22 protein-coding genes are annotated in these 21755 nt (G+C 73.1%); 14 read left to right on the forward strand and 8 right to left on the reverse strand.

Annotated elements, in window-relative coordinates; translation table 11 throughout:
* Positions 1 to 183 precede the first annotated feature (183 nt).
* The 7 genes from paaA (at position 184) to ACZ6NC_RS12240 (ending at position 5258) form a co-directional block, all read left to right on the forward strand.
* Positions 184 to 1266, forward strand: coding sequence for a 1,2-phenylacetyl-CoA epoxidase subunit PaaA (gene paaA, locus ACZ6NC_RS12210; RefSeq protein WP_465731748.1), 1083 nt, complete (start codon positions 184 to 186; stop codon positions 1264 to 1266).
* Positions 1263 to 1556: a 1,2-phenylacetyl-CoA epoxidase subunit PaaB gene (gene paaB / locus ACZ6NC_RS12215; protein ID WP_218199217.1), complete on the forward strand. Its 294-nt coding sequence runs from the start codon at positions 1263 to 1265 to the stop codon at positions 1554 to 1556. Before paaA ends, paaB begins: the two co-directional genes overlap by 4 nt.
* Before the next feature lie 17 nt (positions 1557 to 1573).
* Entirely contained in the window at positions 1574 to 2548 is a 975-nt protein-coding gene (gene paaC, locus ACZ6NC_RS12220; RefSeq protein WP_465731645.1) for a 1,2-phenylacetyl-CoA epoxidase subunit PaaC, read from the forward strand.
* Positions 2542 to 3045 carry a 1,2-phenylacetyl-CoA epoxidase subunit PaaD gene (gene paaD / locus ACZ6NC_RS12225; protein ID WP_465731647.1) on the forward strand — a complete coding sequence of 168 codons (504 nt, stop codon included), beginning with the start codon at positions 2542 to 2544 and terminating at the stop codon, positions 3043 to 3045. The genes paaC and paaD overlap by 7 nt, the downstream gene beginning before the upstream one ends.
* Entirely contained in the window at positions 3046 to 4182 is a 1137-nt protein-coding gene (gene paaE, locus ACZ6NC_RS12230) for a 1,2-phenylacetyl-CoA epoxidase subunit PaaE (RefSeq protein WP_465731649.1), read from the forward strand.
* Between the two features lie 77 nt (positions 4183 to 4259).
* Positions 4260 to 4457, forward strand: a complete 198-nt coding sequence (locus ACZ6NC_RS12235) for a hypothetical protein (RefSeq protein WP_465731651.1) — start codon at positions 4260 to 4262, stop codon at positions 4455 to 4457.
* A 3-nt stretch (positions 4458 to 4460) separates the two neighbouring features.
* Positions 4461 to 5258 (forward strand): YaaC family protein, encoded by a 798-nt coding sequence (locus ACZ6NC_RS12240; protein WP_465731750.1) that lies wholly within the window; start codon positions 4461 to 4463, stop codon positions 5256 to 5258.
* 128 nt (positions 5259 to 5386) lie between these two features.
* Here the strand turns inward: ACZ6NC_RS12240 and ACZ6NC_RS12245 are convergent, their stop codons facing one another.
* The gene (locus ACZ6NC_RS12245; protein ID WP_465731752.1) at positions 5387 to 6481 is read right to left on the reverse strand and encodes an NAD(P)-binding domain-containing protein; all 1095 of its coding nucleotides are present in this window, start codon (positions 6479 to 6481) and stop codon (positions 5387 to 5389) included.
* A 250-nt stretch (positions 6482 to 6731) separates the two neighbouring features.
* Positions 6732 to 7103, reverse strand: a complete 372-nt coding sequence (locus ACZ6NC_RS12250) for a YbjQ family protein (RefSeq protein ID WP_465731653.1) — start codon at positions 7101 to 7103, stop codon at positions 6732 to 6734.
* A gap of 228 nt (positions 7104 to 7331) precedes the next feature.
* On the opposite strand from ACZ6NC_RS12250, the gene ACZ6NC_RS12255 reads away from it, so the two are divergent.
* The 4 genes from ACZ6NC_RS12255 to ACZ6NC_RS12270 all read left to right on the forward strand — a co-directional run bounded on the left by ACZ6NC_RS12255 (position 7332) and on the right by ACZ6NC_RS12270 (position 11505).
* Positions 7332 to 8267 carry a hypothetical protein gene (locus ACZ6NC_RS12255; protein WP_465731655.1) on the forward strand — a complete coding sequence of 312 codons (936 nt, stop codon included), beginning with the start codon at positions 7332 to 7334 and terminating at the stop codon, positions 8265 to 8267.
* A 145-nt stretch (positions 8268 to 8412) separates the two neighbouring features.
* The gene (locus tag ACZ6NC_RS12260; protein ID WP_465731657.1) at positions 8413 to 8913 is read left to right on the forward strand and encodes a hypothetical protein; all 501 of its coding nucleotides are present in this window, start codon (positions 8413 to 8415) and stop codon (positions 8911 to 8913) included.
* A gap of 274 nt (positions 8914 to 9187) precedes the next feature.
* The gene (locus tag ACZ6NC_RS12265; RefSeq protein ID WP_465731659.1) at positions 9188 to 10513 is read left to right on the forward strand and encodes a preATP grasp domain-containing protein; all 1326 of its coding nucleotides are present in this window, start codon (positions 9188 to 9190) and stop codon (positions 10511 to 10513) included.
* A 41-nt stretch (positions 10514 to 10554) separates the two neighbouring features.
* The gene (locus tag ACZ6NC_RS12270) at positions 10555 to 11505 is read left to right on the forward strand and encodes a quinone oxidoreductase family protein (protein WP_465731661.1); all 951 of its coding nucleotides are present in this window, start codon (positions 10555 to 10557) and stop codon (positions 11503 to 11505) included.
* A gap of 214 nt (positions 11506 to 11719) precedes the next feature.
* Here ACZ6NC_RS12270 and ACZ6NC_RS12275 read toward each other — a convergent pair whose 3' ends face one another.
* Genes ACZ6NC_RS12275 through ACZ6NC_RS12285 form a run of 3 tightly spaced genes read right to left on the reverse strand, consistent with a single transcriptional unit; the run spans position 11720 to position 14491 of the window.
* Positions 11720 to 12250, reverse strand: coding sequence for a MaoC family dehydratase (locus ACZ6NC_RS12275; protein WP_465731663.1), 531 nt, complete (start codon positions 12248 to 12250; stop codon positions 11720 to 11722).
* A 19-nt stretch (positions 12251 to 12269) separates the two neighbouring features.
* A complete protein-coding gene (locus ACZ6NC_RS12280) occupies positions 12270 to 13514 on the reverse strand; it encodes an aminotransferase class I/II-fold pyridoxal phosphate-dependent enzyme (RefSeq protein ID WP_465731665.1) in 1245 nt (414 codons plus the stop codon).
* The gene (locus ACZ6NC_RS12285) at positions 13511 to 14491 is read right to left on the reverse strand and encodes an HpcH/HpaI aldolase/citrate lyase family protein (protein WP_465731667.1); all 981 of its coding nucleotides are present in this window, start codon (positions 14489 to 14491) and stop codon (positions 13511 to 13513) included. The genes ACZ6NC_RS12280 and ACZ6NC_RS12285 overlap by 4 nt, the downstream gene beginning before the upstream one ends.
* A 200-nt stretch (positions 14492 to 14691) precedes the next feature.
* On the opposite strand from ACZ6NC_RS12285, the gene ACZ6NC_RS12290 reads away from it, so the two are divergent.
* The 3 genes from ACZ6NC_RS12290 (at position 14692) to ACZ6NC_RS12300 (ending at position 18936) form a co-directional block, all read left to right on the forward strand.
* A complete protein-coding gene (locus tag ACZ6NC_RS12290; protein WP_465731669.1) occupies positions 14692 to 16530 on the forward strand; it encodes an ATP-binding protein in 1839 nt (612 codons plus the stop codon).
* Positions 16531 to 16991: 461 nt separating this feature from the next.
* Positions 16992 to 18083 carry an inosamine-phosphate amidinotransferase 1 gene (locus tag ACZ6NC_RS12295; RefSeq protein ID WP_465731671.1) on the forward strand — a complete coding sequence of 364 codons (1092 nt, stop codon included), beginning with the start codon at positions 16992 to 16994 and terminating at the stop codon, positions 18081 to 18083.
* Positions 18084 to 18222: 139 nt separating this feature from the next.
* The gene (locus ACZ6NC_RS12300) at positions 18223 to 18936 is read left to right on the forward strand and encodes an aminoacyl-tRNA hydrolase (RefSeq protein ID WP_465731673.1); all 714 of its coding nucleotides are present in this window, start codon (positions 18223 to 18225) and stop codon (positions 18934 to 18936) included.
* 245 nt (positions 18937 to 19181) lie between these two features.
* On the opposite strand, the gene ACZ6NC_RS12305 is transcribed toward ACZ6NC_RS12300, so the two are convergent.
* From ACZ6NC_RS12305 to ACZ6NC_RS12315, 3 genes are all read right to left on the reverse strand, one after another.
* Positions 19182 to 19922 (reverse strand): hypothetical protein, encoded by a 741-nt coding sequence (locus ACZ6NC_RS12305; protein ID WP_465731675.1) that lies wholly within the window; start codon positions 19920 to 19922, stop codon positions 19182 to 19184.
* Positions 19923 to 20013: 91 nt separating this feature from the next.
* Complete coding sequence (locus tag ACZ6NC_RS12310; RefSeq protein WP_465731677.1) at positions 20014 to 20766, reverse strand: hypothetical protein; 753 nt, start codon at positions 20764 to 20766, stop codon at positions 20014 to 20016.
* Complete coding sequence (locus tag ACZ6NC_RS12315) at positions 20763 to 21671, reverse strand: ABC transporter ATP-binding protein (RefSeq protein WP_465731679.1); 909 nt, start codon at positions 21669 to 21671, stop codon at positions 20763 to 20765. Before ACZ6NC_RS12315 ends, ACZ6NC_RS12310 begins: the two co-directional genes overlap by 4 nt.
* Positions 21672 to 21755 lie beyond the last annotated feature (84 nt).

Raw genomic sequence — 21755 nt, forward strand, 5'->3', positions numbered from 1 at the left:
ATTCCCTTGTCAGGCCGCCGTCTCACCACGCACAATGGAACCGACCGAACGGTCAGTCGGTAGCGCGGGCGGCAGCGGAACCAGCCGCCACCCGGCCCGCGCCGCACGACAGCAGGCGGCACGCAGCAAGGCGGTAAGCCGGCAGGCCGCAGGACGCGAGAGGGGACCGTGGTGACAACAGAGGTGGCCGAACCGGTCCCAGTGCAGGTGCAGGAGGAGCGGTTCGAGGCGGTCGTCGCCGCCGAGCAGCGGATCGAACCCCGGGACTGGATGCCCGACGCCTATCGGGCCACCCTGATCCGCCAGATCGCCCAGCACGCCCACTCCGAGATCATCGGCATGCAGCCCGAGGGCAACTGGCTCACCCGGGCTCCGTCGCTGCGCCGCAAGGCGATCCTGCTCGCCAAGGCCCAGGACGAGGCCGGCCACGGCCTCTACCTCTACGCCGCCGCCGAGACCCTCGGTGTGGACCGGGCCGAGCTGACCGAGAAGCTGATCTCCGGACGGCAGAAGTACTCCTCGATCTTCAACTACCCGACCCTCACCTTCGCCGACGTCGGCGTGATCGGCTGGCTGGTCGACGGCGCCGCGATCTGCAACCAGGTGCCGCTCTGCCGCTGCAGCTACGGCCCGTACGCCCGCGCCATGGTCCGGATCTGCAAGGAGGAGTCGTTCCATCAGCGCCAGGGCTACGAGCTGCTGATGACGCTGATGCGCGGCACCGAGGCCCAGCGCCGGATGGTCCAGGACGCGGTGGACCGCTGGTGGTGGCCGTCGCTGATGATGTTCGGCCCCTCGGACGGGGACTCGCCGAACACTGCCCGCTCGATGGCCTGGCGGATCAAGCGGCACACCAACGACGAGCTGCGGCAGCGCTTTGTCGACATGACCGTCCCGCAGGCCGAGCACCTCGGCGTCACGCTCCCCGACCCCGAGCTGCGGTGGAACGAGGACCGCGACGGCTGGGACTTCGGTGAACCGGACTGGTCCGAGCTGACCCGGGTCATCCACGGCCAGGGCCCGTGCAACGCCCAGCGGATCGACCGCCGCCGCGCCGCCCACGAGGACGGCGCCTGGGTCCGCGAGGCCGCCACCGCCTACGCGCAGAAGCGCCGCGCCGAAGCCATGCCCGGCACCGAAGCCGTGTCCGGCACCGAAGCCATGCCCGGCACCGATGCCCAGCACCACGCCGGAGCTCAGCACCACGCCGACGCCCCGAACCACGCCGATGCGCAGCGCCACGCGGAACAGGAGAACGGAAAGTGACCGAGTCCAAGGCCGGCTGGCCGCTGTACGAGGTGTTCGTGCGCCCCCGGCGCGGGCTGAACCACGTCCATGTCGGTTCGCTGCACGCGCCCGACGACCGGATGGCGCTGCTCGCCGCCCGCGACCTCTACACCCGGCGCAACGAGGGCGTCAGCCTCTGGGTGGTCCGTTCCGACGCGATCACCGCCTCCACCCCGGACGAGCGGGACCCGTTCTTCGAGCCGAGCGGCGACAAGGTCTACCGCCACCCGACCTTCTACGACATCCCCGAGGATGTCCCGCACATCTGACGGGGAGCAGCAGAACCATGACCGACGACACCGTGACCGGCCGCCACACCGGGCGTGACAACCACGCCGGCCCTGACAGCCACGGCCACCTCAGCGGCGACGGCCACGACGGCCACGACGACCACGTCTACCTGAGCCTCTCCGAGGCATCTCCCGGGCCCGAGGGCGAGGGCCGCTGGGCCTACGGGACGGGCTTCGCCGACCCGCTGCTCGGTGTGGACACCGCCGTCCCGGCCGGCCTGGACGGCGCCGACCTCGCCGCCTACTGCCTGATGCTCGGCGACGACGCGCTCGTCCTCGCCCAGCGGCTGATCGAGTGGTGCACCCGGGCGCCGGAGCTGGAGGAGGAGGTCGCGCTCGCCAACCTCGGCCTCGACCTGCTCGGTCAGGCCCGCCAGCTGCTCACCCGGGCCGGCCAGGCGGACGGCTCCGGCCGCACCGAGGACGACCTGGCCTACTGGCGCGAGGAGCACGACTTCCGCAACGTCCGCCTGGTCGAGGCGCCGAACGGGGACTTCGCCTACTCCATCGCCCGGCTGCTGCTTTTCGCGACCGCGCGCGGCGCGCTGTACGAGGCGCTGGCCGGGCACCGCGACCCGGTGCTGGCGGCGGTCGCCGCCCGAGGCGTCAAGGAGCTGGCCTACCACCGCGAGTACGCCACCGCCTGGACGCTGCGGCTCGGCGACGGCACGCCGTACTCGGCGCAGCGGATGCAGGCCGGGCTGGACGCGGTCTGGCCGTTGATGGACGAGCTGTTCACGGCGCATCCGGTGGAGCTGCGGGTCGGCGTGGACCCGGCGACGCTGCGCGAACCGGTGCTGCGGGAGCTGGCCGCCGTGCTCGGCGAGGCCGGGCTGACCGTGCCGCAGGCGCCGGCGCTGGCCACGGTCGGCGGCCGGGCCGGGCGGGACGGCGTGCACACCGAGGCGTTCGGCCCGCTGCTGGCCGAGCTCCAGGTGGTGGCCCGCGCACACCCGGGGGCGACGTGGTGACCGTACTGAGCGACGCCTGGGAGGTCGCGGCCACCGTGCCCGACCCCGAGCTGCCGATGCTCACGCTGGCCGACCTCGGGGTGCTGGCGGAGGTCGAGGTGGGCGGCGATGTCGTGACCGCCTGGCTGACCCCGACCTACTCGGGCTGCCCGGCCGTCGCCGAGATGGCGGCCGACGTGGACCGCCGGCTGCGCGCGGCCGGCTATGCGGACGTCCGGGTCCGGCTGCGACTGGACCCGCCGTGGTCCACCGACCTGATCACCGCGGAGGGTCGCCGCAAACTCGCCGAGGCCGGCATCGCCCCGCCCGGGCCCGCCGCCGGGCGCCGGACGTCCGCGGGCCTGCTGGCCCTCGGCCCGACCCGCCACCTCGTGGCCTGTCCGCTCTGCGGCGGCACCGACACCGAGGAGCTGTCCCGTTTCGGCTCGACCGCCTGCAAGGCGCTGTGGCGCTGCCGCGACTGCCGCGAGCCCTTCGAACGCGTCAAGGAGATCTGAATGGCCGCCGCCCCCGCCGATGCCGCCGCCCCCGCCGATGCGCCCTCCCCGGCGGTCCGCCCCGCCCGTCGCCCGGCCTTCCACCACCTGCGGATCGCCGAGGTGGAGCGGCTCTGCGAGGACGCCGTCGCGGTCACCTTCGAGGTGCCGGACGGGCTCGCCGCGGAGTTCGCGTTCCGGCCGGGGCAGACGCTGACGCTGCGCCGGGTGGTGGACGGTGCCGACGAGCGCCGCTCGTACTCGATCTGCGCCCCCGTCGGCGGTCCGCTGCGGATCGCCGTCCGTGAGGTGCCGGGCGGTCTGTTCTCCCGCTGGCTGGTGCGTGAGGCGGCGCCGGGCGAGGAGGTCGAGGTGCTGACCCCGTCCGGTCTCTTCACCCCCGAGCTGGGCGAGCCCGCCGACCACGTGCTGCTCGCGGCCGGCTCCGGCGTCACCCCGATGCTCTCCATCGCCGCCTCGGTGCTGGCCGCCGACCGCACCTCCACCGTCACTCTGCTCTACGGCAACCGGCGCAGTGACACCGTGATGTTCGCCGACGAGCTGGCCGACCTGAAGGACCGGCACCTCGGCCGGTTCCAGCTGGTGCACGTGCTCTCCCGGGAGACCAGGGACGCGGAGCTGCTGAGCGGCCGGCTGGACCCGGAGCGGGTCGGGGCGCTGCTGAAGGCGCTGGTGGACGTGGAGCGGGTCGGCCACTGGTGGCTCTGCGGCCCGTTCGGGATGGTCGCCGGGGCGAAGGACCTGCTGGCCGGGCTGGGCGTGCCGGGCGAGCGGGTGCACCAGGAGCTGTTCCACGCCGAGGACGAGCCGGTCGCCGACCGCGACGACGAACGGGAGCCGGCTGCGGCCGACGACGGCGCGCACAGCGAGGTCACCGTCGTCCTCGACGGACGCGGCAGCACACTCACCCTCCCGCGCGACCGCTCCGTCCTGGACGGCGCGCAGCGCTCCCGCCCGGACCTGCCGTTCGCCTGCAAGGGCGGCGTCTGCGGCACCTGCCGCGCCCTGGTCACCGAGGGCGAGGTGGAGATGCGCCGCAACTTCGCCCTGGAGGAGAAGGAGCTGGCCGCCGGCTACGTGCTGACCTGCCAGGCCCGCCCGCTCACCGACCGGGTGACGGTCGACTACGACCGCTGAACGAGTGGGTGCGCGGCGGGTTCCAGGCGCCGAAAACGCCGTGATCCGCCGGCCCCGCCGGCTCTAGACTGCGCGGCATGAGGGACTCGGACGATCGGTCGACAGTCTCGGCGGCGTGGGCGGAGCTGCGGGCGACGCGATACGCCCCACCGGGGCAGGCCGCCCGCAGCGGGAAGCGGAGAGCCACCTATGTCGCCGCGCTGGAGCAGGCCGAACAGCTGTTCCGGACGGCGGGCCAGGTCGGGTACGAGGCCCGTCCGCTGCCGCTGTTCTAGGGGCTGAGTCAGGCGGGTCGGGCGATCGCCGCCGTGGCCCCGGCAGGCAAGGGCGCCGGGTGGGAACTGCGCTCCCACGGCTTGCAGATGCCGGACCTCTCGGCTCCTCTGCCGCACCTGCCGATCGTTCAGACCGGCGGGGCGGACGCCAGCTTCGTGGGCCTCAGCAGAATCCTCGGGTCTCCCGCGATCCCGACCGAGTCGGCGGGTGGGCCACTGACATTCGCGGAGCTCTGGACCACCGTCCCGGAGACGAGCGGTCGGCCGCTGTTGCCCGGCCAGGCGCGGCCGCTGTCCTACCGTCCGCACCCCGACAGGGCCAGGGCCGAACAAGGCTACGGGGACCTGGTCCGGGTGCCGCCCTCGCTGCTGGAGGAGGGCGAGCGCTGGCTGCGACTCAGTGCGGAGTTCCCGCATGCGCGGCGCTACCGCCTCGTGCCCGTGGCCGAGGACGGCTGTGACGTGCCGGCCTGGCCGCACACCCGCTACATGCTGCTCAAGGTGGACGGCGAGAGCCCCGAGGAGTACCTGGCGGGATTGCGGTCCGTCCTCACCTGCTACCGGGAGGAGTGGTACCTGATACCGGCCGTGGCGGGCAATGACCGACCTCTGCACCCGTTGATGTCGTGGTGGGCCCTGCTCTTCGCCCTGTCGATGCTGGCCCGGTACCAGCCAGTGGAGTGGCTGGCCTCCCTGGACGTCGACACGAGCCCGTATGCGGTGGCCCTGGAACTGCTCCTGGACGAGGCGGTGCTTGTTGTGCCGAGTCTCATCCACGCGGCCATCGCCGAGGTCAGCTGACGCGTTCGGCCGGCGGGTGCCGGCGGGGCGCGGCAGGGTGGGCAGTCGGTGCGCGCGGACGGTCCTCGGGTCGCCGGGTCGCCGGGTCGCCGGGTCATCGGGTCATCGGGCGACCGGGTGACGATCGACTATGACCGCTGACCCGGCACGGTGGCCTTCTGAGCCGGGGTGCCGAGCAGGGCGACGAGGTCGTTGACGGCGGCCCGGCCTGCCCGGTTGGCGCCGACGGTGCTGGCCGACGGGCCGTAGCCGACCAGGTGGACGCGGGGGTCGGCGGTGGCGGCGGTGCCGGTGAGGGCGATGCCGCCGCCGGGGGAGCGCAGGCCGAGCGGGGCCAGGTGGCCGACCTCGGGGCGGAAGCCGGTGGCCCAGACGATCGCGTCGACGGCCAGCTCGTCCGTCCCGGGCCCGTCACCCCAGGCGACGCCGTGAGCGGTGAGGCGGTCGAACATCGGGCGGCGGTGCAGTGCGCCCAGCTCCTCGGCCCGGCGGTAGGCGACGGACGGTCCGAGCCCCGTCACGCTCACCACGCTGCGCACCGGCAGGCCCTGGCGGACCCGCTCCTCGACCTTGGCCACCACCGCGCGGCCGTACTCGGGCGTGAACGGGCCCTCGTGGTAGACGGGCGGGGTGCGGGTGACCCAGACCGTCTCGCCGACGGCCGCGACCTCCGACAGGACCTGGATCGCCGAGGCGCCGCCACCGACGACCAGGACGCGCTTGCCGGCGAACTCCTGCGGCCCCCGGTACTCGGCGTAGTGCAGCTGACGGCCGGCGAAGTGGCCGGGGTAGTGCGGAAGGAAGGGGCGGGTCCAGGTGCCGGTGGCGTTGATCAGCGCCCGGGTGGACCAGGTGCCGTCGTCGGTCTCGACCAGCAGCCGGGCGTCCCGCCGGTCGGACCCGGAGCGCACCGCCCGGACGCGCACGGGGCGCACCACCGGGAGCGCGTGTTTCGCCTCGTACGCCGCGAAGTACCCCGGAACCACCTCGCGGGCGGGGGCGTCGGGATCGGGCGCGGGCAGCTCGAAGTCGGGCAGGTCGTGGAAGCCGTGCACGGTGGCCATCCGCAGGGACGGCGAGCGGTGCGCCCAGGCGCCGCCGGGGGCGTCGTCGGCGTCGAGCACGACGAAGCCGCCGTCGGCGTCCGCCCGGTAGGGGGCGAAGCCGCGGCGGCGCAGGTGGTAGGCGGCGGACAGGCCCGCCTGCCCGGCGCCCACCACCAGGACGTCGACCCGCCGCGCTGCTGCGGCCGGGGCCGTGACGGCGGCTGGGGCTTCGGCGGCGGCGGTGGTTTCGCCGGCTGCCGCGCCCTCGTTGGTTGCACCGTAAACAGTCACGCCGGTGAAACATCGGACGGTAGTGGAGTGTTCCCCGCAGCGCGGGCGGCCGGGCAGCGGGGCGGCGGGGCCAAGCGGCGGGTCGCAGGCGGCCGGGTCGGGCAGTCGGGGCGGGTAGCCGGGCCGGGCGGCCGGCTCAGGTGGCCGGGGAGATCACCACGGCGGTGCCGTAGGCGCAGACCTCTGTGCCGATGTCAGCGGCGTCGCTGACGTCAAAGCGGAACATGAGTACCGCGTTGCCGCCGCGCGCCTTGGTCTGCTCGACCAGCCGCTCCATCGCCTCGTTGCGGCTCTCCACCAGGGTCTTCGTCAGACCCCGCAGCTCACCGCCGACCAGCGACTTGAGCGAGGCCCCGATCTGGCTGCCGATGTGCCGGCTGCGGACCGTCAGGCCGAAGACCTCGCCGATCACGTGGTCGACCCGGAAGCCGGGGATGTCATTGGTGGTCACGACCAGTACCTGGGCGTCCGGGCGCTGCCCGCCGCCGAATTCCTCGATGTTCGCCATGGGCTCATCCTGCGGGCCGGGCGGCCCCCGGGCCCAGAGGCGTGGCCGGAACCAGGCGGAGAAGGGTCCGAAGAAGCCACCGGGCAGGCAGGGGAGGGGATGTGGAGGGCCGGCCAAGGCGTGCGGAGAAGCCGGGAAGCGTGGGGGAATGGCCGGGAAGGGCGGGGGAAGGAGGGGAAGCTCGGACAGACCGGTGATCGGGCGCCCGAAAAGCCGTACCGTAGCCCCATGGGCGAGCGAAGCGATCATCCACAGGGGCCGGGCGCGGCGGAGGACTCCGGCGCGCAGGAGATCGAGGCGACGGTGGTGCTGGGCCTGCGGATCAACGACTGGCCGGCGTTGCGTGCGGCCGCGATCGCGGCCGTGGAGGCGTTGGACTTCGACGGCATCGACCCGGCCGGCCAGCGCCGCGAACTGCTGCGCGAGGTGGCCGAGGACGCCAACGCGGCCCTCGGCGCGCTGCTCCACCCGGACCGGCTGGTCGCCGCGATCCCGGGCGTCGAGGCGATCGGCGGCACGCTGGAGATCAGCGTCACCGAGGACTTCGCGCCGGACTTCGCCGAGCTCTTCCCGCTGGACGGCGGCGAGGACGAGGACGGTGGCGGCGGGACCGGCGACTGGACCCTCACCCCGCGCACCGCCTGCCTGCTCCACGCCCAGCTGCTCGGCCTGGCCGACGCCGCCTACGACGACCTGGAGGAGCACGAGGACGAGCCGGTCACCGACGGCGAGGAGGCGGACTGGACGGTCTTCGGCCGGCTGCCGCAGCGCACCTGGCGTCTGCACCGGGGCTGGCGCCGCACGATGGCCCGCGCCTTCGACGACCTCGCCGACGACCTCGCGCTCGGCGAGTGGCCGCTGCCGCGCTGCCTGGCCGAGGAGATCGGGCTGCGGATGGCCCTGGTGGACGCCCGCGCGCTGCTCGGTGCGCAGCCCGAGTCGGTCGCCGACATGATGGGGGACCTGCCGGCCGACCTCTACGACTACGACTGGGACGGCTGCCACGACGAGCTGTTCGGCGTCTTCGGGCCGGACGACGGCGATCCGGAGCTGACCGCCGAGCAGCGCACCGAGCTGCTGCTCGCGGCGACCCACCCGGAGGGCTGGTTCCTCGTGTACGAGGACGCGGAGGAGCGGGACCCGCAGCGCGGCTTCCGGCGCTGACGGCGGGCGGCCGGGCGGCGGGGCTGCCTGGTAGACCGGGCGGCGGGGCTGCCTGGTGGGTCGGGCGGGTCGGGCGGGTTGGGCGTCTGCGCGGGCGCCATCCCGGTGCGGCGCGGGGGAGACGGCGGGCGGCTAGGCTGCGGGCATGTCCGATATGTCCGATGTTGATGTGCCCGGTGGCGAGCTGGAGGCGGCCGACGATCCGGTGCTGGCCCGGATCGCGCTGGGCCTCGACGGCGTCCAGGCCGCGCAGCGCGGGCGGACGGCGCAGGCACGGGAGAGTTTCGAGCGGCTCTGGGAGGCGCTCGGCGAACGCGACGTGTTCCACCGCTGCGTGCTCGCCCACTACCTGGCCGACCTGCAGGACGACCCGCGCGCCGAGCTGGAGTGGGACCGGCGGGCGCTGGCCGCCGCCGACTCGCTGACCGCCGAGCGGGCCCAGACCTACGAGTCCGCCCTCCAGGTCCGCGCCTTCTATCCGTCGCTGCACCTCAACCTGGCCTCCGACCACCTCAAGCTCGGCGAGCCCGACCGGGCGCGCGAACAGTTGGAGCGCGCGGTGCGGAGCCTGGACGCGCTGCCCGAGGACGTCTACAGCGCCGGCATCCGGTCGGCCGTCGACGAACTGCGGCAACGTCTGCGCTGAAGTACCGAGGCGTTGAGGTACCGGGGCGCTGAGGTTCTGAGGTGCTGAGGTTCTGCGTTGAGGCGCCGAGATGCCGAGACGCCGAGATGCCGAGATGCCGAGACGTCGAGGCTTGCGCCTGTCTGCCCGGTGGCGCGTGTGCCGAATGGTCCAGGGGGGTGGGCGGAGGCGGTTGTTCACCGTTTTTGTTCAATGACCGAGCCCCGAACCCGAACAACCCCGGTGCGCTACACCTGGAGCGCTGTACCGACCGGCGATGGGGAGAGTTCGGCAGATGACGACGCTGTGCATCGGAAACAACCGCACCGAGGAGATGGTCGGGGACCTCACCGGGATGACGCCGCTGGAGCGGCTCTTCGCCGGGTGCGGGGCCCAGCGGATGCTCTGGTTCGCGGAGGACGACGACGTCCTCGTGCTGCCCTGGGTGCCCGACCCGTCGTACCTCGCGTATGTCGCCGGACTGACCGGCACCCGGGCGGAGAGCCTGACCGTGGTGGTGCCGCCGTCGGGCGGCGAGGGTGACGACATCCTCACCCCGGACCGGCTGGCCGACCCGGGCTTCCGCAAGGAGCTGCGCCGGGTGCTCGCGGGGCGGTCGGTGGGGAAGGTGCTGGCGATCTCGCCGAACGCCGCCGTGGCCGACCTAGCCGTCGCGCTCGGCGCCGAGCGCGCCGTGCCGGGGCACGCGTTCGCCGCGCAGGGCGGCAACGCGCTGGTCAACAGCAAGGCGGTGTTCCGGGCGCTGGCCGCCGGTGCCGGGGTGCCCGTCCCACCGGGGACGGTCGCCACCTCGCCGCAGCAGGTGGAGGCGGCGGTCAACGGCCTGCTGGAGCAGGGCCACAGCGTGATGATGAAGGTCGAGTACCAGGCCGGCGGCTTCGGCAACGAGATCCTCAGCCGGGACGAGCAGGTCACCCCGGCCGGTGCGCAGCGGGTGGTGCCGCTGGCGGACCGGGCTGCGGTCGCCGCGTACGTCGCGGAGCGCTGGGCCTGGCTGACCGGAGGCCGCAGCCAACGCGTCGTCGTGGAGCGGTACTTCACCGATGCGGTGCCGCTGTACGCGGAGTTCGCGATCGGCGAGCAAGGCTCGGTGCTGTCGGGCTGCGGGGAGATGGTGATGGACCCGGTGGTGGTCGGCGAAATCACCCCGCCGGTCACCCCGGATGCCGGCACGCTGGCCGAACTCGTCGACCAGGCTGCCCGGTTGTGCGAGTCGCTGCGGGTGCTCGGCTACCGCGGCACACTCAGCGCGGACGCTTTTCTCACGCCCAAGGGCGAGCTGTACTTCAGCGAGACCAACGGGCGGCTGACCGGTTCGACGCACCTGCACGACGCGCTGTTCGCCCGCCTGGTCGGTGCCGAACACCGTGCCGCCCGGGTGATCCTGGAGCTGGCCGGCCTGCACGTGCCGTCCTTCCCGGAGGCCGTCGCGGCGGTCGAGCGGGCCGGACTGGCCTTCGACCCCGCGACGCGAACCGGCGTGGTGTTCAGCGCCGACTTCGGCCCCGCCGACGGCTCGGTGATGTACTGCGTGATCGCCGAGGACGCAGCCGCGGCCCGGGCGGCGGAAGGCCGGCTGCTCGGACTCTTCGCGCAGTGACCGGTGATGCCGCTGTTGGGCCGCCAGGGATGCGGGCAGCGGTGATCCACCGCTACGGCGGGCCGGAGGAGTTCCGGGCCGAGACCGTGCCCGAACCGGCCGCCGGGCCCGGTCAGGTGCTGATCGATGTGACCTTCGCCGGCCTCAACTATGCGGACCTGCACTGCCGTGCGGGCGAGTACCAGCAGTACCCGCTGCCTGCCGTACTCGGCGCGGACGTGGTCGGCCGGCGGCGCGGCGACGGCCGTCGGGTCGCCGCCCTGCTCCGCTCGGGTGGCGGCTACGCCCAAGTGGCCTGCGCCGACGAGGCGTTCACAGTGGAGGTGCCGGACGGGGTCGGCGACGAGCAGGCGTTGGCGCTCCTGGAGCAGGGGGCCACGGCCTACGGCGCGCTGACCCTGCTCGGTCGGCTGCGGCCGGGCGAGCGGGTGGCCGTGACGGCGGCAGCCGGCGGGGTCGGACACCTGGCGGTGCAGCTGGCCCGGGCGCTGGGCGCAGGGCGGGTCGTGGGCCTGGCCTCGACGGAGACCAAGCGGGAGTTCGTCCGCAGGCTCGGTGCGGACGCCGCACTCGACCCGGCCGACCCGCAACTGGCCGGCCGGTTGGGCGAGTCGGGGGGCGTGGACCTCTTCATGGACACGGTCGGCGGCGCGGTGCTGCGCTCCGGCCTGGCCGCGCTGGCGCCGTTCGGCCGGCTGCTCTGCGTCGGGACCCGCGGCGGCCCGGAGGAGTCCTTCTCGGTGGACGAGTTGGCGGATGGCTCGGCCGGCGTGCTCGGCTTCTGGCTGCAGCACGTGCTGGACGACCGGGCGCTGTTCGCCGGCGTCGCCGAGCACCTGTTCCGGCTGGCGCAGGAACGGCGGCTGGTCGCGCGGATCGACCGGGTCGTCCCGCTCGACGGGCTGGCCGGCGCGCACCGGGCGATGGGTGCGCGCGAGACGATGGGAAAGGTGCTGGTGGACGTGCGGCGGGAGTCCCGTGACCAGGGATGATGGGTGTCGGGTGAGCCCGTGAGCCCGTGAGCCCGTGAGCCCGTGAGCCCGTGAGCCCGTGAGCCCGTGAGTCCGTAAGCCGATAGGCCCGTAGGCCGATGGCATATGAGAGCCGACAACTGACAACTGACAACTGACAGCTGGTGGAGGCCGTCAGCTGCCAGTTGTCATTCGTTGCCCGTTGCCCGTCATGCGCCACCCGCTGCGCGCCGTCTCAGTAGCCCGTGAGCTCATCCAGGCCATGGCCGCGCAGCGGGACCAGGAAGCTGCGTTCGAAGACCACCACGACCTCGCCGGTGGACTTGGTCCCGGTGGTGCGGCAGCTGACGATGCCCTGCCCGGTGCGACTCTTCGAGAGCCGCTTCGCGAGCGTCTCGGTCTCCGCGTAGAGGGTGTCCCCGGTGAACACCGGATGGGTCATCCGGATGTTCTCCCAGCCCAGGTTGGCGATGGTGCGCCCGCTGGTGGAGCGGGCGGTCATCCCGCCGACGATGCTGAGCGTCACCAGACTGGAGACGATGGGCCGCCCCCAGGGCGTGTGTTCGCTGTACGCGGCGTCGATGTGCAGCGGGGCGTCGTTCATGCTGAGCATGCTCATCAGCACGTTGTCCAACTCGGTCACGGTCCGGCCGGGGCGGTGCTCGATCACGTCGCCGACCGTGAACTCCTCGTAGTAGCGGCCGACGACCTCGCGGTAGCGCCGCTCGCCGATCAGCCGGTAGCCGGCCGGCTCGGGTTCGTCCATGATGCGCTGCTCCCAAGTATCAGAGGTCGGAGGTGAGTTCCCTGACGTGGCCGGCGAACTCGGTGATCAGGCGTTCGTCCATGTCGGAGCGGAGCATCAGCCGCAGGCCGGCCTCGCCCTTGGGGACGATCGGGAAGAACACCGCCGAGCTGTAGAAGCCGCGTTCGAAGAGCTGGGCGGAGAGCTTGACCGCACGCTCGGCGTCACCGACGTCGACCCGGCGCACCGGCAGGCCGTTGCCCGCGAAGGTGGTCGGCAGCAGCTCGTCGAAGAGGTCGATGTTGCGGTTCAACCTGGTCTGGAGTTCGCAAAGTTCGGGCGACCGGTGGATGGCGGCGCTGCCCAGCGAGGCGCCGACCAGCGGCAGTGCGACGTTCTGCGACCAGCCGACCGGCCCGGCGTGCCGGTGCAGGAACTCGAACTGTTCGCGGTTGCCGAGCATCGCGATGCCACCGCCGGTGCCGAAACCCTTGCCGAGGCTGGCGGCGATGACGGTCAGCGGGTTCATCTCCAGCCGGGAGCGGACGAATCCCTCGCCGCGCTCGCCCATGATGGAGAGCGAGTGCGAGTCGTCGATGTAGAGGAACAGGCCGTAACGGTCCTGGAGTTCGAGCAGGCCGTCGAGGGCCGCCGCGCCGCCCATCGAGTACGCGCCGTCGGCCACGTAGGCGACCCGCGGGTACTTGCGGCAGATGTCCTCAAGGTAGTTCAGGTCGTTGTGCGGGCAGTTGAGCACCAGCGACTCGTCCGCGCAGATCGGCTTCACGTACGCCATGCAGAAGTGGCAGAACCGGTCGAAGACCATCACCCGGGGCCCGCCGCCGGCGCCGTCGCAGGTGCCGTCGAGGTGACCGGAGGCGATCAGCGGCAGGATGCCGGCCGTCAGCGCGGTGCAGGAGGCGCCCGGCAGGATGTGCGCGCCGAACAGCTCGCCCAGTTCCTCCTCCAGCTGGACCAGCAGGTTGTGCCGGATCCGGGTGGTGGAGGTGACCAGCCAGGTGCTCCGGGACTCCGTGAGCGCGTCCACCGCACCGGCCGCGACCTGCGGGTGGTTGTTCAGGCCGAGGTACGCGCAGGAGACCATGTTGGCGAACTCGTGGCCGGTCTCCCGGACGATCAGCCGGTTGTTGGACTCCGAGTCCACCTTGATGCCGATCAGGCCGTTGGCGCCCGCCGCCTGCCAGACCGGGTCGGCGGTGGCGAGCATCGCTTCGGCGTTGCGGTACCGTCGCGGGCCCTGGATCGATTCGGCTGCTGCGGTCATTGTCGCTTCTCCCTGCTATCAGTTGGTGCAGCTGGTGCAGTCGGTATGGCTGGCGCGGGGAGCCCGGGCGGCGCACCCGGGCCACCCCGCCCGGCCGGCCCGGGTGGCCCGGGCGGGGTGGGCGGTACGGGCGGCTCCGGCGGGGCGAACTGCTCGATCAGGCGCTGGGCGGCCTCGAAGAACGGCATGCCGACCATCACCCCGTCCACGACGGTGACCGAGCGACCGTTCTCCCGTCCCGCCTCGACCACCCGCCGGGCCCGCTCCAGCAGTTGCTCGTCCGGGCTGAACGCCTCGTTGATCAGCGGGAGTTGGCGCGGGTGGACGGCGATCTTGCCGCTGAAGCCGAAGTCCCTGGCGAGCGCGGCCTCCTGGCGCAGCCCGTCGAGGTCGGCGACTTCGAAGAACGGCGCGTCCATCGCCTCCACCCCGGCGGCGCGGGCGCTGTTGACGACCCGGCCGCGGGCGTGCGCCAGTGCCTCCCAGGAGAGCCGGGCGCCGACCGCGAAGGCGTAGTCGGCGGAGCCGAAGACCAGCCCGCGGAGCCGGTGCCCGGCCGCCGCGACGGCGGGCGCGCGCTCGATCCCGAGCGGCGTCTCGACCACGGCGAGGAACTCCGTCTCCGGGCAGTCCGGCCCGAGCGCGCCGGCCGCGATCTCGATGTCGCGGGGGGATTCCGCCATCGGGATCAGGACGATGTCCGGCTTCACGCGGTAGCGCGTGATGGCGATCAGGTCGCGCAAACCGTCCGGGCCGGAAAGAGAGTTGATACGTACCGCGCTCCGGGCGAGTTTGCTGGACGGCAGGGCGAAGAACTCCTCGGCGAGCCGGCGGGCCTCCTCCTTTCGTGCGGGCGGGACCGAGTCCTCCAGATCGACCATGGCGATATCGGCCCCGGACTGGTGGCTCTTGGTGTACCGCTCCACCGCCATCGCGGGTGTGGACAGCAGGGAACGGCAGTACCGCGTGAACTTCATGGAAATCTCCGAAGTCAGCGAAGTCTGCGGGTCCCGGTTCTATCCCACCGGCTTTGTTCGGCGCCGAGTGGCTGGACATTGAACATCAACTCGGAACAACCGGCCCGAAGGTCCCATTGTTTGGCGCCAACTGTCCTGCGCATGATGAATCTTGGGGGATGGACGTGAAGGTCACCACTTCAACGGAGAAGGGGACTGCTGTGCCGCGTCGGGAGAGTCCACTGGACCAGGGGGACGGGCCGCTGCTGCGGTTCGCCGGCGACCTACGGGCGCTCAGGGAACGCGCCGGAACGCCGCCCTACCGCCAACTGGCCGTCCGGGCGCACTGTTCGGCCGCCAGCCTCTCGGTGGCCGCCGGCGGGCGCCGACTGCCCAGCCTTGCCGTCACCCTCGCGTACGTGCAGGCGTGCGGCGGCGACGTCCGCGAGTGGCAGCACCGCTGGCAGCTGCTCGCCGCCGAACTGGCCGCCGACACCGCCGCCCGGCGCCGGGCCCAGGACGCCGGACGAGCCCCGTACCCGGGGGCGGCCGCGTACGAGGCGGCGGATGCGGAGCGGTTCTTCGGGCGCGAGGCGCTGCTGGAGCGGTTGGTCGGACTGCTGGGCGAGCGGCGGCTGGTGCTGGTCACCGGGCCGTCCGGGGTGGGCAAGTCCTCGCTGGTCAGGGCGGGGCTGCTGGCCCGGGTCGGGGGCCTGGGCGGAACCGGTGGCCCGAGCGGAAGCGGCGGCCCCGGTGGCGGCTCGGGGCTTCGCGGTGGGACGGGCCCTCGCGGTGGGGCCGGTGTGGGGAGGCCGGGCGCCGGCGTGGTGCCGGTGGCGCTGCTCACCCCCGGGGAACGGCCGATGGAGGCGTACGCGCCGGCGATCGCCCGGCTCGGGCAGCGAGCCGGGGAGACGCGGGGCGTGCGCGGGGACCTGGAGGCCGAGGGGTGCGAGAGGTACGAGCGGGCGCGGGGCGGCGATCCGGTGCTCGTGGTGGACCAGGGCGAGGAGCTGTGGACGCGGTGCGGGGACGCCGGTGAGCGCACACGCTTCCTGGACGCCCTGGTGGCGGCCACGGACCATGCGGCCCGGGGGATCGGGGGCGGGGAGGGCTTCCGGTGCCGGGTGGTCCTGGTGGTCCGGTCCGACCGGAGCGATGCGCTGCGGGCCGAGCACCCCGGCCTGGCCGCTGCCTGCCACGACGCCGTGCTGACCGTCGGCGCACCCGCGCCGGACGAGCTGCGTCGGGCGATCACCGAGCCGGCGCTGCGGGCCGGCTGTACCGTCGAGGGCGCGCTGCTCGCGGTCCTGATCTCCGCCGTGGCCCAACAGCCCGGTGCACTGCCGCTGTTGTCGTCGGCGCTGCTGGAGACCTGGCGGCGGCGCAGCGGCAACGCGCTCACGCTGGCCGGTTTCCAGGCCACCGGCGGGTTCGAGGGGGCTCTCGCGCGGACCGCCGAGGCGCTGTTCGACGGGCTGGGCGCGGCCGACCGGGAGCGGGCCCGGGCGGTCTTCCTTCGACTCGGTGGGGAACCAGCCCCGGGTGCCGGCGGTGAGGGTGCGCGAAAGCCGGTCGGGCGGGGCGAGTTCGACGACCCGGGAGTGCCCGAGATGCTCGAACGGCTGGTCCGGTCCCGGCTGGTGGTACTGGACCGGGAGACCGTGGAGCTGTCCCACCACGCGCTGCCGCAGGCCTGGCCCAGACTGCGGGACTGGCTGGCCGAAGGCCGGGAGGTGCTCGGCGAGCAGCGGCGGCTCACCGTGGCCGCGCGCAGCTGGTCCGCGGCCGACCGTGACCCCGAACTACTGTACCGAGGTGCCCGGTTGGACCAGGTGCGTCGGCGGGTGGCGGCCGGTGAACTGCCCTCGGGCGGGGTCGAGCGGGCGTTCTTGGCGGCGGCTGTACGCGCGGCCGCCGCCGACCGACGCCGGGCCCGGCGGCAGAGTCTGGCGCTGGCCGGGCTGGCGGCGGCCGGCGGGGCGTTGCTGACGCTGGCGGGCGGCCACCGGATCCGGCGCGCCAAAGGCTTTGATCAGCTTCGGGGAAAAGGGAGTTGAACAAAGGATTTGTCGATCGGCGGGCCGATCGGCCGGGGCCGGGAATGTCGATCACCTGCTTGCGCGGCTGTCCGGCAGCCGGGTAGCTTGGCGATCGATCCCGGCTCAGGCGACTGTGAATTCGCCGGCCCGGCCGGGATTTCCTTGTCCATCGCGGTCGGCCGGCGCCGGTCCGGTGGTCTGCCGGCATTCGACGTCATTCCACCGCCGGAGCGGCGTTTTCGGTGGTCGCTTCCTGCGGCTGTTCGCTCTGTGCCCTGCTGTCCGCTCTGCGCACTGCTGTTTCCGTTGTTCCTGCGGTCCTCGCCCTTTCCTGCCGTTCCTCGCGCTTCCTCGCCGGCGGTTGCCGTTCTTCACTGGTGCCTGCCGTTCTCCGCCGTTCGGAGCGGTTCCTGCAGTTCGGTCCCGACCCGGCGTTCCAGCAGTTCTTGCCAATCCCGTATCCGCGTCAAGGGGGAGTCATGTCCAATTCGGCCAGTCCGGCCCCGCCGGCCCGTCCGGTGCACAGTTGGGACGAGTTCACCACGCTGCGCGAGGTGGTGGTCGGCACCGCGGTGGGCGCACGGCTGCCCGAGCAGTCCGACCCGTCGTCGTGGCTGTCCTGCTTCCCGAAGACCAGCGCCGCCGAGCTCGCCGCGATCCCGGTCGGCGCCTACCCGCAGCAGGTGATCGAGGAGACCGAGGAGGACCTGGACGCACTGGTCGCCACCCTGCGCGGGCTCGGCGTCACCGTGCATCAGCCCGAAGTCATCGACCACGGGGCCGAGTTCGCCGCACCCGAGTGGCGGGCCGACGGCGGCTTCCACTCGTACTGCCCGCGTGACCTCACGCTGGTCGTCGGCGAGACGGTGATCGAGGTGGCGAGCCCGATGCGTCACCGCTACTTCGAGGTGTTCGGCCTGCGTGAGCTCTTCCAGGAGTATCTGCGAGGCGGGGCCCGGTGGTTGGCCGCACCGCGTCCGCGACTGGACGACAGGCTCTTCGAGTTCGACGCCGACGGGCTGCCCCTTCTCGGTGAGGCCGAGCCCGTCTTCGACGCCGCCAACGTGCTGAGGCTCGGCCGCGACGTGTTCTACCAGGTCTCCCGCAGCGGCAACGAACTCGGCCTGAAATGGCTGGAGTCCACCCTCGGACTGCTCGGTGACCTGCGCCTCCACCCGCTGCGCGGCATCTACGGCTACACCCACATCGACAGCACCATCGCGCTGCTCCGGCCGGGCCTGGTGCTGCTCAACCCGGAGCGGATCAGCCCCGAGACGGTGCCCGAGCCGCTGCGTGGCTGGGACATCCTCTGGTGCCCGCCCGCCGAGCCGGCCGCGGACTCGCCCGAGCATGCGCTCAGCGAGAGCTGGATCAGCATGAACCTGCTGATGGTCAGCCCCGACACGGCCATTGTGGAGTCCGGCCAGCAGAGCCTGATCAAGCAGCTGGAACACGCGGGCATCACCGTCCTGCCGCACCGGCTGCGCCACTCACGGGTGCTCGGCGGGGGCTTCCACTGCGTGACCCTGGACATCCGGCGCGACGGCGGGCCGGAGGACTACCTTTCCTGACCCCTGCCGGTCCTGGTCTCCCGGGTCAGCGCCGTCCTCCCGGTCCTTCTCCCGCTCCTCCCGCTCCTCCTCATGCTCCTCCCGCAACGACCTCGACCTGGCGTGATCGCGGCGGGGCGGGGGCTGGCATGCTTGACGGGTGACTTCTCCGTTCGACGCCCCCGTCCCTGATCCCGCCCCCGAGGACCGCGACGCCCGGCCGCAGTACGTGCTGCCGCTCGTCGTCCGGCTGGAGCGGGCCACCCCGCCCGGGCGGACCGACGCGCTGGAGACCTCGGCGCGAGCCGTGCTCACCCTGCTGGCCGACCCCCGGGTCACCGAGCCGGACGGCGAGTGGGCGGAGCTGGTCGCGGCCTGGGAGGACGCCCGGATCCGCAAGGTGGTCCGGCGGGCGCGGGGCGGCGAGTGGCGCCGGGCCGGCGAGCTGCCGGGGGTCACGGTGAGCGGGTGCGAGGCGGAGGTGCGGGTGTTCCCGCCGATCCCGCTCGACGGCTGGCCCAAGGACCTCGTCAAGCTCCAGGTCTCCGGCACCGACCTGGAGGAGACCGGCCCGGTCGGCGCTCCCGAGCCCGGCGTGCCCGTGCTCTGGCTCAACCCCGAGCTGGAGATGAGCGCCGGCAAGACCATGGCCCAGACCGGTCACGCCGCCCAGCTCGCGTGGTGGCGGCTGGACGACGCGCAGCGCAAGGAGTGGGCCGAGAACGGCTTCGCGCTGGCGGTTCGCACGGCCGACCCGGCGGCATGGGCGGAGCTGGTCGCGAGCGGCCTGCCGCTGGTCCAGGACGCGGGCTTCACGGAGATCGCCCCGGGGAGCTGCACCGTCGTAGCGGAGCACCCTGCCCTGCGCGGGTGAGCGAGAAGTGTCGGCGGAGGACGGCAGGGGGACGGCCGGCCGCCGACGCCTTCCTGGCTCAGGGGCCGACGTAGTCGTACCCGCCTCCCTGGGGTGCCGCGGCACCGCCCGGTGACCGCCGGGGGTGGGCTGCGCCGGCCACACCGGGTCTACGAGAGGTTCAGCCGTCGCCACGGCCCGCCCGGCTGCCCCGCGGCCGTGGCGTGCGCCCGACCGAGAAGTCTCTCCCGCTCCGTCATCCTGGTTCAGGCCTCGTACCGGCGTATCGAGCGCAGGCCGCCGTATGCCGCGGTGGCGGCCCAGAGGGTCATGATCAGCAGGCCGGTCCAGTGCCCGTAGTGGACGGTGGGATCCGGCTGGGTGCGCATCGCGTACAGGCCGGCCCGGTCGGGCAGGTACTGGCCGGCCTCCCGTACTCCGGGGATCGCCGCCAGCACGGTGGTGCCGAGGAAGGCCATCGGCGTGAGCAGGCCGAGTGCGGCCGTGAAGTTGCGAAGCATGGCGGTCAGGCCGAGGCAGAGCACCACCAGTAGCGGGTGGTAGAGCACGCCGGCGAGGAAGCTGCGCCCCATGCCGGGGACGGAGAGGTCCAGGCCGGCGGTGGCGGCGACCGCGAGGAACGAGCCCGCCGTGGAGACCAGCCCGAGCAGCAGGCCGAGCCCGGCGCCGAGGGCCAGCTTCGCGCCGTAGAGCCGCCCGCGCTGTGGCACGGCGGCGAGCGAGGCGCCGATCATGCGGGTGTTGAACTCCTGCCCGATCAGCAGGATGCCGAGGCAGGCGACGGCGACGTGACCGAACAGCAGGCCGTAGTAGATTCCGCCCGCCTGATCCTCGCCCGGGGTGTGGTCCACCTCCCCGTATGCGGCGTTGACCGCGAGGGTGATGCCGACGGTGAGCCCGACGGCGACGAGCGGGGCGATCCACTGGGAGCGGAGCGTGGTGAATTTGATCCGCTCGGACCGGAGTACGGCGGTGGCGGTGGTCATCGGGGGCTTCCCTTCCCCGGACGCCGGAGGGCGCAGGAGGGTGTAGTCGCGGCAGGTGGCAGAACGAGGTGCGGTCGCGGGCCCGCCTGCTTCAGGCCTCGTACCGGCGTATCGAGCGCAGGCCGCCGTACGCTGCGGCGGCGGCCCAGAGGGTCATGATCAGCAGGCCGGTCCAGTGCCCGTACGCGATCTTCGGGTCGTCGGCGTAGTGCAGCGCGTACTGGCCGGCCCGGTCGGGGAGGAACTGGACCACGTGGCGGACGCCCGGCACACCGCCGAGGAGCGGGGAGAGCAGGAAGACCGTTGGCACCAGCAGGCCCATCGCGGCGGTGAGGTTGCGCAGCATCGCCGTCAGGCCGAGGCAGAGCACCACCAGCAGCACCGGGTAGAGCACGCCGGCGGTGGCGCTGCGGGCGAAGGCGGGCCCGCCCCAGTCGCCGGGGGCGAAGGCTGCGTACCCGGCGAAGGAGCCGGCCGTCGCGAGCAGGCCGACACCGAGGGCGGTCAGCGTGCCGAGGGCGAGCTTTGCGGCGTAGAGCCGCCCGCGCCGGGGGACGGCGGTGAGGGAGACGCCGATCATGCGGGTGTTGAACTCCTGGCCGATCAACAGGATCCCGAAGCAGGCCAGGGCGGCCTGGCTGAAGTTGAGGCCGTAGTGGATGCCGGTGCCCGGGTCGTCGGTGAGGTTCTGGTCCTTGTCGCCGAGCGCCGCGGCGACGGCGGTGCCGAGACCGGCGGTGAGCAGGACGGAGAGCAGCGGGGTGAGCCAGAGCGAGCGGAGGGTGGTGAGCTTGATCAGCTCGGACCGGAGGACCGCCCCTGCGGGGGTGGCGGAGGCACTCATGCCGCCACCGCCCGGTACTCGACGCTGTCGGCTGTCATCCGCATGAACGCCTCTTCCAGGGAGTCTTGTTGGACGGCGATCTCGTACAGCACCACGCCGTTGGCCGCCGCCAGCGCGGCGATCTGCTCGGCTTCGGCGCCGGTGATGTCCCAGGCACCGCCGTCCACCGGTTCGGCTGCCAGGCCGGAGCCGCGGAGCAGCGCGTCGAGCTTGGCCGCGTCCACCGCGCGCACCCGGATCCGGGTGCGGCCGTGCTGGTCGATGAAGTCCGACGTCGCGGCGTCCGCCAGCAGCCGGCCGCGGCCGATCACCACCAGGTGGTCGGCGGTGAGCGCCATCTCCGTCATCAGGTGCGACGAGACCAGTACCGAGCGGCCTTCGGCGGCCAGGTCGCGCAGCAGCGTGCGGATCCAGCGGATCCCTTCCGGGTCGAGGCCGTTGACCGGTTCGTCCAGCATGAGGACCGGCGGGTCGCCGAGCAGTGCGGCGGCCACACCGAGGCGTTGGCGCATGCCGAGCGAGAAGCCGCGGATCCGGCGGCCGGCCGCGTCGGCGAGGCCGACCTGGGCGAGCACCTCGTCGACCCGCCGGTCGGGCAGGCCGTTGCTGGCGGCGAGCCAGCGCAGCTGGCCGCGGGCGGTGCGGCCGCCGTGCACGGCGTGGGCGTCGAGCAGCGCGCCGACCTGCCGCAGCGGGTCGGCCAGCCCGGCGTACGGGCGGCCGCCGACCAGGGCGCGGCCGGCGGTGGGCCGGTCCAGGCCGAGGACCAGCCGCATGGTGGTGCTCTTGCCCGCGCCGTTCGGCCCGAGGAAGCCCGTCACCACCCCGGGCCGGACCTCGAAGCTGAGGTCGTCGACCACGCGCGTCCCGTCGTACTCCTTGGTGAGGCCCTGAACCTGGATCACGGCTGCCCTCCCTTTCCTGTCTTTTGCCGGTCCCGCTGCCGGTGACCCGCTCATGGTTGAGCAGGCCGTGGTCGGTGCGGTCCG

Source organism: Kitasatospora sp. NPDC041988 (genome assembly GCF_055588525.1).

Bases quoted from the DNA above. Each gene is read 5' to 3' on its own strand.
- paaC (WP_465731645.1), top strand. From the start codon at position 1,574: ATGACCGACGACACCGTGACCGGCCGCCACACCGGGCGTGACAACCAC.
- paaE (WP_465731649.1), top strand. From the start codon at position 3,046: ATGGCCGCCGCCCCCGCCGATGCCGCCGCCCCCGCCGATGCGCCCTCC.
- ACZ6NC_RS12235 (WP_465731651.1), top strand. From the start codon at position 4,260: ATGAGGGACTCGGACGATCGGTCGACAGTCTCGGCGGCGTGGGCGGAG.
- ACZ6NC_RS12250 (WP_465731653.1), bottom strand. From the start codon at position 7,103: ATGGCGAACATCGAGGAATTCGGCGGCGGGCAGCGCCCGGACGCCCAG.
- ACZ6NC_RS12255 (WP_465731655.1), top strand. From the start codon at position 7,332: ATGGGCGAGCGAAGCGATCATCCACAGGGGCCGGGCGCGGCGGAGGAC.
- ACZ6NC_RS12260 (WP_465731657.1), top strand. From the start codon at position 8,413: ATGTCCGATATGTCCGATGTTGATGTGCCCGGTGGCGAGCTGGAGGCG.
- ACZ6NC_RS12265 (WP_465731659.1), top strand. From the start codon at position 9,188: ATGACGACGCTGTGCATCGGAAACAACCGCACCGAGGAGATGGTCGGG.
- ACZ6NC_RS12275 (WP_465731663.1), bottom strand. From the start codon at position 12,250: ATGGACGAACCCGAGCCGGCCGGCTACCGGCTGATCGGCGAGCGGCGC.
- ACZ6NC_RS12280 (WP_465731665.1), bottom strand. From the start codon at position 13,514: ATGACCGCAGCAGCCGAATCGATCCAGGGCCCGCGACGGTACCGCAAC.
- ACZ6NC_RS12285 (WP_465731667.1), bottom strand. From the start codon at position 14,491: ATGAAGTTCACGCGGTACTGCCGTTCCCTGCTGTCCACACCCGCGATG.
- ACZ6NC_RS12295 (WP_465731671.1), top strand. From the start codon at position 16,992: ATGTCCAATTCGGCCAGTCCGGCCCCGCCGGCCCGTCCGGTGCACAGT.
- ACZ6NC_RS12305 (WP_465731675.1), bottom strand. From the start codon at position 19,922: ATGACCACCGCCACCGCCGTACTCCGGTCCGAGCGGATCAAATTCACC.
- ACZ6NC_RS12310 (WP_465731677.1), bottom strand. From the start codon at position 20,766: ATGAGTGCCTCCGCCACCCCCGCAGGGGCGGTCCTCCGGTCCGAGCTG.